This window comes from Streptomyces sp. NBC_00094 (genome assembly GCF_026343125.1).
Lineage (GTDB): Bacteria > Actinomycetota > Actinomycetes > Streptomycetales > Streptomycetaceae > Streptomyces.
On record NZ_JAPEMB010000001.1, the window covers coordinates 6,018,952 to 6,031,453 of the forward strand.

10 protein-coding genes are annotated in these 12,502 nt (G+C 72.8%); 5 read left to right on the forward strand and 5 right to left on the reverse strand.

The genetic code is table 11. From position 1 onward, the window contains the following. Positions 1 to 129: 129 nt before the first annotated feature. Both OG580_RS26815 and OG580_RS26820 read left to right on the forward strand, forming a co-directional pair. The gene (locus OG580_RS26815; RefSeq protein ID WP_267046213.1) at positions 130 to 843 is read left to right on the forward strand and encodes a response regulator transcription factor; all 714 of its coding nucleotides are present in this window, start codon (positions 130 to 132) and stop codon (positions 841 to 843) included. A 19-nt stretch (positions 844 to 862) separates the two neighbouring features. Further along, the gene (locus OG580_RS26820) at positions 863 to 2,296 is read left to right on the forward strand and encodes a HAMP domain-containing sensor histidine kinase (protein WP_267046214.1); all 1,434 of its coding nucleotides are present in this window, start codon (positions 863 to 865) and stop codon (positions 2,294 to 2,296) included. Positions 2,297 to 2,349: 53 nt separating this feature from the next. On the opposite strand, the gene OG580_RS26825 is transcribed toward OG580_RS26820, so the two are convergent. From OG580_RS26825 to OG580_RS26840, 4 genes are all read right to left on the reverse strand, one after another. Then, a complete protein-coding gene (locus OG580_RS26825; RefSeq protein WP_267046215.1) occupies positions 2,350 to 3,348 on the reverse strand; it encodes a TAXI family TRAP transporter solute-binding subunit in 999 nt (332 codons plus the stop codon). 114 nt (positions 3,349 to 3,462) lie between these two features. Further along, on the reverse strand, positions 3,463 to 4,653 hold the full coding sequence (locus tag OG580_RS26830) for a chromosome condensation regulator RCC1 (RefSeq protein ID WP_267046216.1): 1,191 nt from the start codon (positions 4,651 to 4,653) through the stop codon (positions 3,463 to 3,465). A 14-nt stretch (positions 4,654 to 4,667) separates the two neighbouring features. Then, a complete protein-coding gene (locus OG580_RS26835; RefSeq protein WP_267046217.1) occupies positions 4,668 to 5,837 on the reverse strand; it encodes a chromosome condensation regulator RCC1 in 1,170 nt (389 codons plus the stop codon). 16 nt (positions 5,838 to 5,853) lie between these two features. Beyond that, positions 5,854 to 7,113 (reverse strand): sialidase, encoded by a 1,260-nt coding sequence (locus OG580_RS26840; protein ID WP_267046218.1) that lies wholly within the window; start codon positions 7,111 to 7,113, stop codon positions 5,854 to 5,856. A gap of 669 nt (positions 7,114 to 7,782) precedes the next feature. Between OG580_RS26840 and OG580_RS26845 the strand changes: the two genes are divergently transcribed. From OG580_RS26845 to OG580_RS26855, 3 genes are read left to right on the forward strand one after another with little or no spacing between them, the layout of a single operon-like run. Beyond that, positions 7,783 to 8,289 (forward strand): hypothetical protein, encoded by a 507-nt coding sequence (locus tag OG580_RS26845; protein WP_267046219.1) that lies wholly within the window; start codon positions 7,783 to 7,785, stop codon positions 8,287 to 8,289. A gap of 47 nt (positions 8,290 to 8,336) precedes the next feature. Then, positions 8,337 to 9,305, forward strand: coding sequence for a hypothetical protein (locus tag OG580_RS26850; RefSeq protein ID WP_267046220.1), 969 nt, complete (start codon positions 8,337 to 8,339; stop codon positions 9,303 to 9,305). Between the two features lie 19 nt (positions 9,306 to 9,324). After that, on the forward strand, positions 9,325 to 10,725 hold the full coding sequence (locus tag OG580_RS26855; RefSeq protein ID WP_267046221.1) for a hypothetical protein: 1,401 nt from the start codon (positions 9,325 to 9,327) through the stop codon (positions 10,723 to 10,725). A 39-nt stretch (positions 10,726 to 10,764) separates the two neighbouring features. Here OG580_RS26855 and OG580_RS26860 read toward each other — a convergent pair whose 3' ends face one another. After that, positions 10,765 to 12,426, reverse strand: coding sequence for a glutamate--tRNA ligase (locus OG580_RS26860; protein WP_267046222.1), 1,662 nt, complete (start codon positions 12,424 to 12,426; stop codon positions 10,765 to 10,767). Between the last annotated feature and the right edge of the window lie 76 nt (positions 12,427 to 12,502).

Below are 12,502 nucleotides of genomic sequence, written 5' to 3' on the forward strand. Positions count from 1 at the left end.
AACAGAAACGTCGGTGTAACAGGGGGAGACTTGACTGTGACGCCGATGATCGGCGTTCATGCCCTGGTACCACTTGGTACACAGAGAGCCGAGAATCCGAGAGACCGAGAAAGTACGGAGGAGGTACGCATGCGACTGCTGCTCGTCGAGGACGACGACCACGTCGCCGCCGCCCTCTCCGCGATCCTGGCCCGGCACGGCTTCACCGTCACCCACGCCCGCAGCGGCGAGGAGGCGCTCCAGGCCGTCCTGCCCACCGCGCAGGGCGAGCGGCCCTCGTACGGGGTGATCCTGCTCGACCTCGGCCTCCCCGACCAGGACGGCTACCAGGTGTGCGGCCGCATCCGGAAGCTCACCACCACACCGGTGATCATGGTCACGGCCCGCGGCGACGTACGCTCCCGGATTCACGGGCTCAACCTCGGCGCCGACGACTACGTCGTCAAGCCCTACGACACCGGCGAGCTCCTCGCCCGCATCCACGCCGTCAGCCGGCGCAACGCCGGGACCGAGGAGACGGCGGGCGCCGCCGGAGCCACCGACGGGACCCTGCTGCGGCTCGGCTCCGTCACCATCGAGCTGCCCACCCGGCGCGTCAGCGTCGACGGCGAGGCCGTCGCCCTGACCCGTAAGGAGTTCGACCTGCTCGCGCTCCTCGCCCAGCGCCCCGGGGTCGTCTTCCGCCGCGAACAGATCATCAGCGAGGTCTGGCGCACCAGTTGGGAGGGGACCGGCCGCACCCTGGAGGTGCACGTCGCCTCCCTGCGCTCCAAGCTGCGGATGCCCGCCCTGATCGAGACCGTGCGGGGCGTCGGCTACCGCCTGGTCGCCCCCGCCGCGTAACCCCCCGGCAGGACCGCACGTGCGCACCCGACTCCTCCCGCTGCTCATCGTCCTGATGGCCGGGGTCCTGCTGGCCCTCGGCTTCCCGCTCGCCGCCAGCCTCGCCGCCTCCGAGCAGCAGCGGGTCGTCGTCGACCGGCTCGACGACGCCGCCCGCTTCGCCGCCCTCGCCCAGTTCGTCAGCGAGAGCAGCCCCGGCACCGACGAGCGGCGCACCACGCTCAGAGGCGAACTCGCCAGCTATCACGACGTGTACGGCATCCGGGCCGGCGTCTTCTACCGTGACGACCGTGCCATGGCCGCCGCCCCCGAGGACTGGACCGTCCCGTACGAGGGGGACGGCCGCCGCGCCTTCGGGGAGGCGCTCGTCGGGCGCCGCAGCCACGACCCGCCGCAGGTCTGGCCCTGGCAGCGGCACGCGCGGCTCACCATCGCCTCCCCGGTCGTCCGGGACGGCGACGTCGTCGCCGTCGTCGTCACCGACTCGCCCACCGGGCAGCTCCGCTCCCGCATCCTGCGCGGGTGGCTGCTGATCTTCGCGGGCGAGGCGGCCGCGATGCTGGTCGCCGTCGGCGCGGCCTTCCGGCTCACCGGCTGGGTTCTGCGGCCGGTCCGCGTGCTCGACTCCGTCACCCACGACATCGCCACCGGGCGCATGAACTCCCGCGTCGCCGCGACCGGCGGACCGCCCGAACTGCGGCGTCTGGCCCTCTCGTTCAACGAGATGGCCGACAACGTCGAGGACGCGCTCGAACAGCAGCGGGCCTTCGTCGCCGACGCCTCCCACCAGTTGCGCAACCCGCTGGCCGCGCTGCTCCTGCGGATCGAACTCCTCGCCCTCGAACTCCCCGAGGGTAACGAGGAGATCGCCTCCGTACGCACCGAGGGCAAGCGCCTCGCGCAGGTCCTCGACGACCTCCTCGACCTGGCTCTCGCCGAGCACGTGGCCGCCGAGCTGCGGCTCACCGACGTCGGTGCGCTGGCGGCGGAGCGGGTCGCCTCCTGGCGGCCCGTCGCCGACGACAAGGGCGTCCTACTGACCGGGGAGTGCGGGGCGTACACGGGGTGGGCGGATCCGGTGGCCCTCTCCAGCGCCCTCGACGCGGTGATCGACAACGCGCTGAAGTTCACCCCGCCCGGCGAGGAGGTCACGGTCACGGTCTCGGTGCCGTCGGGCGGGGCGAGCGTCGACGTCGTCGTGGCCGACCAGGGGCCCGGTCTCACCGAGGACGAGCTCGTCCGGGTCGGCGACCGGTTCTGGCGCTCCGGCCGGCACCAGAACGTGAAGGGCTCGGGGCTCGGCCTCTCCATCACGCGCGTCCTGCTGACGGCGGGCGGCGGCGGCCTCACGTTCGCGCCGAACGAGCCGCACGGCCTGCGGGTGACCGTCACCGTCCCCCGGCACGCCCCCGCGGAGCGGGACGGTCAGGGGTTCAGGGGTTCAGGGTTCTAAGCGGCACGGGGATTCCGGAGTTCCGGAGTTCCGGAGTTCCGGGCTTCAGGGCTTCAGGGCTTTACCGAGCGGTAGTAGCGGCGGGCGCCCTCGTGGAGGGTCAGGGGCTCGGTGTAGATGGCGGTCCGCAGGTCCACGAGCTGGGCCGGGTGGACCTGCCTGCCGATGGCGTCACGGCTTCCGATCACGGTACGGGTGAAGCCCTCCACCATGCCCGGGTCGGCCTCGACGGTGGTGACCAGGAGGTTCGCCACGGCCAGCGTCTCGACCGGCCGGCCTTCCTGCGCGTGCGCGTACGCGTCCGCCGGGATCACCGCCGACCGGTAGTGGCGGGTCGACTCGCCGCCGCCGTGCAGCCGGTCGACCAGGCTCGCGTCCAGCGGGATCAGCCGGATCGGGAAGCGCTCGGACAGGGTCTGCACGGCCTGGGTGGGCAACCCGCCCGACCAGAAGAAGGCGTCGAGGTCGCCGTTCTCCAGGTGCCCCGGCATCGTGTCGATGCCCGCCGCGACCGGCTGGATGTCCCGTATCGGCGTGAGGCCGGCCGCCGAGAGGACCCGGTCCGCGATCAGTCGCACGCCGGAGCCGTCCTGGCCGACGCCGACCCGCAGCCCCCGCAGGTCCTGCACCTTCTTGACCGGCGAGTCCTTGCGTACCACCAGCTGTACGTAGTCGTCGTACAGCCGGGCGCAGCCGCGCAGCCGATCGAAGCCGGGCTTGGTCTCGCGCTGGTACTGGGACACCGCGTCGGCCGTCGCGACGGTGAAGTCCGCCTCGCCCGAGGCGACCCGGGCCAGGTTCTGCTGGGAGCCCTCGCTGTCCTTCAGCGTTATCGACACCTCGGGAAGGTCCTCGGCGAGGGCCTGCTTGAGGAGCTTGCCGTACCGCTGGTAGACGCCGGTGGGGACACCCGTACTGAAGGTCACCGAGCCGCTGGGGACGGGGGTGCCGAAAGGAACCAGCCACCACACGAGCACCCCGCACACCGTGAGCAGCGCGGCCGACAGTGCCAGGACACGGCGGCGGGCGGCACGGGAGAGGGAGGCGAGCATGGGGGCGATCCTGCCAGTTCACCGGCGCCGCTGGCCAGGGACGGCCGGTGTGAGGCATTCGCGCGGGGGCCGGCGAGGGCCCCCGCGCGAGGCCGGATGCTCCTCCGGGTGGCGTCAGTAGGCGAAGCCGGACTTGCCTGTCTTCGTCGTCGTGACGTGGGTGATGCCGCTGCCCGGCGGGAGGGCCACGGTGGTGCCCGTTCCCGTGGGCGCGGTCGTGGAGCCGTCGCCCAGCTGGGCGACCGCGTTGGCGCCCCAGCCGATCACCGAGCCGTCGTCCAGCGCGGCCAGGGTGAAGTCGGCGCCGCCGGCGATGTCCTGCACGCCCCTGAGGTGGTCCAGGACGACGGGGGTGGTGCGGTTGGCGTTCGTGCCGTCGCCGAGCTGCCGGTCGGTGTTCTTGCCCCAGCCGGCCAGGCTGCCGTCGTCGAGGACGGCGAAAGAGGACGCCGAGGTGGTGAAGATCCGGGCCACCGCGTCCAGGTAGGCGACGTCGACGGGCCTGGGCGCCTCGGTGACGGAGTCGTTGCCGACCTGGCCCTCGGTGTTCTTGCCCCAGGCCTTGATCGTGTTGTCGGCGGTCAGCGCGAGGACGTGGTCGCAGCCCACCGAGATGGCTTCGACGTCCTCGAGATCGGCGACCTTCTGCGGGGTCTCGCGGTTGGCGGTGCTGCCGGTGCCGAGCCGCCCGTTGGCGAAGGCGCCCCAGGTCCAGACCGTGCCGTCCTGACGCAGGGCGACGCTGAAGTCGCAGCCCGCGCCGACGTCCTTGACCTGGTCCAGGCTCTGGACGGGCATCGGTGTCTTGTGCGGGTTGGTGGTGTCCAGGCCGGTGCCCAGCTGCTTCGAGGCGTTGCTGCCCCAGGCGTAGACCCGGCCGCCCTTGACGGCGAGGACGTGGTTGAGGCCGGCGGAGACCTCGCTCACCCGGGAGAGGCCTGCGACGGTGGCCGGGAAGCTCTGGGCGGTCGTGGTGCCGTTGCCGAGCTGGCCGGTGGTGTTGGAGCCCCAGCTCTTGACGGTGCCGTCCTTGAGGAGGGCGACGGCGAAGGGGTTGGCGGCCGCGGCGACGCCACCGCCGCCTCCGGAGAGCTCACGGACGTCGTCGCGGGTGATGCCGGTGACGGCGGTGGGGGTCTGCTGGGTGAGGACGGCACCGTTGCCGAGCTGGCCCTGGGCGTTCTCGCCCCAGGCGCGTACCCAGGGGTCGGTGCCGGCGGCGGCGTGGGCGGAGAGGCAGGGTGCGGCGAGGGCGGTGGCCGCCGTGAGGGCGGCGAGCAGGGTGATGCGCTGGCTGTGGTGCATGGGGACCTTCCGGGTCAGTAGGCGTAGCTCGACTTGCCGGTGATGGGCGTCGAGACGCGGGTCGCGCCGCTGCCTGCGGGCAACGCGGTGACCGGGGTGGAGGAGCTGGTGGTGGTGGCGTCGCCGAGCTGGCCGGCCGCGTTCTCGCCCCAGGCGAGGACGGAGCCGTCGGAGCGGGCGGCCACGGTGTGCCCCCAGCCGCCGGCCATGTCGGTGACCTCGTCCAGACCGGGTACGGGGACCGGGGTGGTGCGGGAGGTGGTGGAGCCGTCGCCCAGCTGACCGTGGCCGTTCCAGCCCCAGGCACGGACCGAGCCGCCGTCGAGCACGGCGAAGCTGTGGTACCCGCAGCCGTGGATCCGGGCCACGCCGTCGAGCTGGTGCACTTCGACCGGCGAGGGTCCGACCTCGGTGCTGTCGTTGCCCAGCTGCCCCTGGGCGTTGTAGCCCCAGGCCCGCACGGTGCCGTCGGCGAGCCGGGCGAGCGCGTGGTTGCAGCCGCTCGCGATCTCCACGACGTCCGTGAGGCCGGGGACCCGTTGGGGGGTTTTCCGGTCGGTGGTGTCGCCGAGTCCGAGCTGCCCGCTGTGGGCACGGCCCCAGGTCCAGACGGTGCCGTCCTCCCGCAGGGCGACGGCGTGTTGGCAACCGGCGGCGACGTCCCTCACCTTGTCCAGGCTCTGGACCCGCACGGGTCGCGTGGCCGAGGTCGTGCCGCCGTCGCCGAGCTGGCCGTAGGTGTTGTCGCCCCAGGCGAGGACCCGCCCGCCCCGGACGGCGTAGGCGGCCTGGAAGCCGGCGGCGACCTCGGTGACTCCGGAGAGTCCGGCCACGGCGGCCGGGAAGGGCCGGTTCACGGTGGTGCCGTCGCCGAGCTGGCCCGCGAGGTTCCCGCCCCAGGACTGGACCGTGCCGTCGGCGAGGAGCGCCACGGCGAAGGCGTTGGCGGTGTTGTTCCCCCCGCCGGACAGCTCGCGCACGGAGGCGCGGGCGAGTCCCTGGACGGCAGCCGGGGTCTGCCGGTCGGCCGTGGTGCCGTTGCCGAGCTGGCCGCCCGCGTTCGCGCCCCAGGCCCGTACCCACGGTTCCCGTGGTTCTGCGGCGACGGCGGGTTGGGCGTGGGTCGCGGTGAGTGCCGCCAGGGCGAGGAGCGTGACGGCGCCCCTTGCGTATGCGTACGTCATGGGAGTACGCCCCCGCTCAGTACGCGTACGTCGTGTTGCCGCCCAGGGAGACGGCCATCGCCTTGATCGCCGAGCCCTCGGTGAGGATCCTCACCAACTCGTACTGCGAGTCCGTCGTGCCGTTGCCGAGCTGGCCCTCGCCGTTGTGGCCCCAGGTGAAGACGTCGTCCGCGGTGACCGCGACGCCGTGCCGGGCGCCCGCCGCGAGGTGCTGGACGCCCTCCAGGCGCGGGATCTCGACGGGGGCCGTGCGGTTGGTGCGGGAGACGTTGGCGTCGGAGGCCACGTCGCTCTCCAGGAGCTGGCCGTACTGGTTGTTGCCCCAGCCCCAGACGTGGCTGTCGCTCGTCCGCACGTAGTTGTGGTGGGCGCCGGCCTCGATGTCCGAGACGCCCTCGACCCAGTCGACGTCGACGGGGACGGTGGAGGACTTGGTGGAGGAGTTGCCGAGCTGGCCGTAGAGGTTGTAGCCCCAGGACTTGACGGTGTCGTCGGCGGTCAGCGCGAGGGCGTGGTGGCAGCCGGCGTCGATCTCCACGATGTTCTCCAGGCCCAGTACCTGTCGGGGTACGGAGCTGGTGGCGCGGTTGCCGGTGCCGAGCTGGCCGTGGATGCCGCGGCCCCAGGCGTACACCTTGCCGTTCTCCAGGAGGGCGAGGCTGAAGTCGCAGCCGGCCGAGATCTGCTTGACCCTGGGCATGCCCTGGACGCGGTCGGGGACGGTGCGGCTGTCGCCGGTGCGGTTGTTGCCGAGCTGTCCGTAGGAGTTGTCGCCCCAGGAGTAGACCTGACCGGAGGTGTCGAGGGCGAGGGCGTGCTTTCCGCCCGCCGCGACGTCCTTGATGTTGTTCAGCCGCGGGACGGTGGTGGGCACGGTCTGGTTGGTGTTGCCGCCGTTGCCGAGCTGGCCCGAGGAGTTGTGGCCCCAGGACTTGACCGTCTTGTCCGTACGGGCGAGGGCGAAGGAGTCGGACGAGGAGGTGCCGCCGGCCGAGAGCTGGTCGACGTCGCCGCGGAAGAGACTGGTGACGGAGGCGGGGCTGAGGCTGTCGCTCAGGGTGCCGTTGCCGAGCTGGCCGGTGCGGCCCGCGCCCCAGCTCAGCACGGTCGGGTTTCCCTCGTTGGCCGTCGCGGCCGGGGCCAGGGCCGGTACGGCGGCGAGGGCGGTGGCCGCCGCGAGGACGGCCGCGGCGAACGTCCGGCCGCGCAGCGCGGCGGGGACGGGCAGGGGGCCGCGCAACGGAGTGCGCGTGGGGGTGCGTCGTGAACGGGACATGGCTCTGCTCTCCTTCGACGGGGACATACGGGAGCGCGGCGTCCGGCGGGTGCCGTCCGCGTCCGCGGGGTGGGCGGAGGCGGACGGGGGCCGGGCGCGGGTCATGCGAACACGGGTGCCGGGCCCCTTGGGCATGGGACGCCCACGGCCGGTGCGACGACCGGGACGGGCCGTCGGGCACATGAGCAGACTGTCCGAGAATGATCACTGCGGCGAGCCGACGCGGCTGAAACACCCGTCTGACGGACGCCCGTTCGGGGTTGGGCTCCGGGGGCGCATTCGCCCGCGGCGCACGCCCTGAGGGGTGTGTCGGCGGGTGGCCCCGGCGGGCCGCCGAACGGCGGCGGCCGGGGGAGTGGGGGGCCGTTCCGGGTGCGGCCTCCAGCCCTCACGCGAGCACCCCGGATTCCCTACGAACGGGTGGACCGGTGAGCCCGGGGCGCCGCCCCCGAACTCCTCTCCGTCACCCCCTCCGAAGGGTCCCGAGTGCGCTCCGCCGAAGCGGTGAGCGGGCCCTGTCGAGTGCGCCGCGCCGTGTGTCCTGCCGTGGCGCCGGGGCCCCGACGGTTAGCGTCGGAAAGCGCTCGGTGATCTTGAGGGCAGTCCCCTGTCCGCCCCTGGCGTCCCCAACCGAGCGCACCAACTCACCCCTGTCCCAAGGGAGTTCCCGTGCCCGTATCCAAGGCTTCGCCGAGGCGTGCGCTGAGCGCCGCCGTCCTGGCCTCCGCCCTCGCCTCTGCCCTGGCCCTCACGCTGAGCCCGGTCCTGGCCCCCGTCGCGTACGGCGCCGAGTGTCAGCCGGAGGACCAGGCCTGCAAGGACAAGGAGACCAACGCCGCGGAGGCGAAGGAGGTCGAGGAGCAGCAGAAGAAGACCCAGGAGGCGGCCGGCCAGGCCGACAAGGACATCAAGAAGATCGGCAAGGACCTGGAGGAGTGCCCGCCCGGCTCCAGCTCCTGCATGGAGAAGCTGGCCGGCAAGGGAGGCCGCGAGGAGGACGGCCTCGCGGACATGAGCACCACCATCTCCACGAACGAGCCGGAACCCGCCGCCAACGCCGCCCAGGCCGTCGAGTCCACCTGCGCGGCCTTCCCGGCCTCCCTCCCGCAGGGTTCGAGCGATCCGGGGCAGTCCCCCTTCCCGGCCTCCCAGCTCTGCTCGATGCTCGGCTCCTGACTCCTCCCCGCCGTCCCGCGCACCCTCCCCGAAAGGGGTACCTCGTCATGCCTCCGCGCCGTCCCCGCGCCGCCCGCCTGTCCGCCCTCGCCCTCGGGCTCACCGCGCCCCTCGCCCTCCTCGCCCCGCCCGCCCTCGCCACGGCCGAGGAACCGGCCGGCGAGCCCCCCGCCGCTCCCGTCGCCCGCGCCGTCACCGCCGACGGCCGCCCGGCGAAGATCGCCGACGTCCTGGAGTACTGCGGGACGAAGCGCACGGCCTGCTCGTTCGCGATCGACCCCAAGGCCGGCCGCGAGTACGCCACCGCCGTCAAGTCCCTCGGCAACGCCGTCGTCAACTGCACCACGAGCGACATGGGCGTCGACCGGACCGTCACCCTGAAGACCGGCAGCACCGACAACATCGGCGGCGAGATCTCCGGCACGATCACCGCCGAGGGCACGGTCAGCGCCTCCGGCGAGGTCACCACCAACCTCTCCCAGGAGATCAGCACCACCCACAAGACGCCGGACCTCAGCAAGGGGCCCACCTCCGAGGCGGGCACCAAGACCACCGTCGGGGGCGGCGGCAAGGTGGCCGGCTCGCTGAGCGCGAAACTCGCCTTCGAGGCCGCCTTCAAGGCCACCTACTCCAAGTCCTGGACGATCGAGAACACCGAGGAGACGGTCTACAAGACCACCGTCAAGCCGTACGACATGCTCGTCTTCGGCGCCAGCGCCTCCATGCGGCGCGTGGTCGGCAACCTCGTCACGGACACCGGGCGGAAGATCCTCAACGTGAGCGTGGACAGCCCCTCCATGGTCAACAGCAGCACCTTCGTCGCCCAGACGTACGCCGTCCCCGACAAGCTCTGCGGCCGCAAGCGCCCCGCCGGTGACACCGCCGGCGACGGCGACAACACGTCGCCCACGCCGCCCGGTCTCGTGCGCTCCGTGCGTGAGGTGCCGGCCGCCCGGGCGGTACCCCTGGGCGCCGAACCGAAGCGCGAAGTCGTCCTGTCGTCCCACGGTTCCTGACACCGGAGGAGTTCCCGCCATGAACCGCTCGCTCGTCTCCCTCACCGTTCTCGGCGCCGCCGGTCTGCTGCTCCCGGTCGCTCCGCTCTCCGTCGCCGCGCCGGTCGCCGCCGCCCCCGAGGCGGCGGCCGCCGCGCAGGCCGTCCCCGTCCTCAACGGCGACTTCGCCGAACCCGTCATGAGTGGCGACGGCCCGACCACCGTCGGCATCGCCTTCTGGACCGGCCTCAACCAGCGTTACTCACCCACGGCTTCGGGCCGCACCGACGGCTCCCACGCCGTCGCCCTCCAGAAGGACGGCAACACGCTCCGGCAGCGGCTGCGCGGGGTCCGCGCGGGAGCCAGGGTCACCGTCACGTACGAGGACAGCCCCGCCGTCTCCAAGGAGTGCACCGGCGAACAGGTCGTCAACGGCCAGCCGTACGCGGTCACCGGCTCCGGCGGCCCGGTGAGCGAGGTCACCACCGCCGGAGACCCCGACCGTGCGAAGGGCAGACCCGGCACCGGCCGCTGGACCGGCCGCGCCTACGAGTTCACCGCCGGGGAGAACGAGCCGATGCTCACCTTCACCACCCGGGTCACCGACTCCCGTACCCATGTGACCTGTTCGCCGATGATCGCCCGCATCCGGGCGGTCGAGGTGCCGCCGGACCTCGACAAGACCGTCGACAAGACGGCGCTCGGCACCTCCGAGGCGTACAAGGGCAACGAGCGGGAGAGCACCCTCCACAACGCCGCCGCGGCCTGCAACGGGGAGAACGCCTGCACCTTCCGGCCCGACACCCGCACCTCCTTCCGCTACTACGACCGGGCCCGGGTCGTCGGCGAGGCCTTCGTCAACTGCACCCGCAACCCGCTGGAGCACTCCCGCCTCCTCTCCTACGCCGAGCGCGGGCACGACAGCATTGCCCAGACCTACGCCGCCGCGAACCTCCCGCTCAACGAGGTGGCCAAGCTCCCCACTTCGGGCGTGCGGGAGGACGACGAGAAGCGGGTCAAGGAGCGCCCGATGGCCACGCAGTTCGCCCTCGCCTACGAGAGGACCTGGCAGCGGCCCTGGCAGTGGTTCAGCAGCGACCAGCGGACCGTCGTGGAGAAGATCCAGCCGGGCGAGGTCAGTTGGGTCGAGATGCAGCCGAGTCGCGAGCGGGTCGAAGGGTGGTTCGTCAGCAAGAAGGACGACTACCGGCTGCACGCCGTGATCGACGGCCCCTCCCGCGCCGTGCCCGACCGGCTGCTCCAGCGCACCGGGCCCATGTCCGAGGCCGAGAAGCAGCGTTGTGCCGCAGCCCGGCCCATGACCACCACGCCGGTGGGCGCGGACGCACCCGCGAGCTCCAGTGACAAGGGCCTGCTCAAGATCCCGGCGCCGACGGCTCCCGGCGCGCGGTCCGTGAACCGGAGCATGCCGCTGGAGTGACCTCCTCGTAGGGGGCGTCCTGCCCGCTCGCGCGCCGCCTCACCCCGCCAGGGTGGTGAGGCGGCGCCGCACCTCGTCCCGGCCCAGGGCCCGTGCCACGGCGAACAGGTCCGGGCTGCGGACGGCGCCCGTCAGCGCGACCCGGACCACGTTCGCGACCTCCCTCGGGGGGCCCGCCCAGCGGTCCGGGTCCCGGCGCCAGGCGGCCGTGTCCGGAGCGAAGCCGTGCCGACCGGCCAGCTCGCGGAGGAGCCCGTACCACTCCTCCGGGCCGGCCGCGTCCGTCGCCCCGGCCGCGAACTCGGCGGCGATCCGGCGCACCAGGTCCGGGGCGAGACCGCCGTAGAGGTCGTCCCCGGCGGGTGGCGCCGAGCCGAAGAGCTCCGTGAAGAGGAAGCCGTACCGGTCCCGGAAGCACGACCAGCGCTCCAGGTCCTTCCGGGCCGGAGCGCCCTCCGGCCGGGCCACCGCCACGGCGGCCAGGGTGAGCCGTTCGTGGCGCGTGAGGACGGAGGCGAGCTCGGGGTCGTACTCCTTCGCCCAGGCGAGGAGCTGCGCGTACAGCTCATGCGGGGCGAGCGAGGCGATGAACTCCCGGCTCAGGGAGTGCAGTTTGGGCAGATCGAGGAGCGGGCCCGAGGGGCGCATCCCGTCGAGACGGACCTGGGCGGCGAGCGCGTCGGCCGTGGGGACGTCCATGAGACGGATGTTGGCGAGGCCGCGCAGATAGTGCTGAACGGCGGCCGGCGGATAGCCCGCGGCCAGGTAGTACTCGACCGACGCCTCGGGGTCCTTGCGCTTGCTGAGCTTGCGGCGCGAGGCCCCCTCGGCCTTCATCAGCGGGGCGAGATGGGCATAGGCGGGCGGCTCGAAGCCGAGCGCCGCGTGCAGCTGGAGGTGGACCGGGGCCGAGGAGAGCCACTCCTCGCCGCGTACGACCAGGGTGACCCGCATCAGATGATCGTCCACCACGTGGGCGAAGTGGTACGTGGGAAGGGGGAGTTCCTCCGGAGAGGACGGCCGCGAGGACTTGAGCAGCACGATGTCGTTGCCGTTGTCCTGCATGGTCACGGAGCCGCGGATCCGGTCCGTGAAACGGACCCGGCCGGGGAACTCGTACGGGCAGCGGAACCGCACCACGTACGGCTCGCCGGACGCGAGCCGCCGTGCCGCCTCCTCCGGGGGCGACGTCCGGCAGGGCGCCCACCGGCCGTAGTAGCCCAACGGGGAGCGTCCCGCGCGCTGCTCCTCCGCGCTGCGGGCCAGCCGGTCCCGGTCGCAGAAGCACGGGTACGCGCGGTCGCGCCGCAGCAGGTCCCGTACATGGCTGAGGTAGACGTCCCGCCGCTCCGACTGGAGGTACGGGCCCCACGCGCCGTCCCCGGCGGCGCCGCCCTCGTCCGGGGCGAGGCCGAAGGCGTCGAGTAGCCGAGAGAACTCCTGCGCGGCTCCCGCGACATGGCGTACGCGGTCGGTGTCCTCGACGCGCAGCACGTGCACTCCGCCCGACTGGCGGGCCAACGCCCGGGCGACGGCGGCGGTGTAGAGACCGCCGATGTGCAGATGTCCGGTGGGGCTCGGGGCGAAGCGCGTCACCTCGGCGCCGTCCGGCAGATCGCGCGGTCCGAACCGCCGCTCCCAGTCGGCCGGTTCAGGGAGATCGGGCGGGAACATCGCGTTGATGACGGACAGGTCGAGCACGGTGCACTCCCTCCTGGGGTTCCTGCAGTGATCCACCGTAGGCCGGTAATCGGACGAATCGACGGGGGCGGGGGCG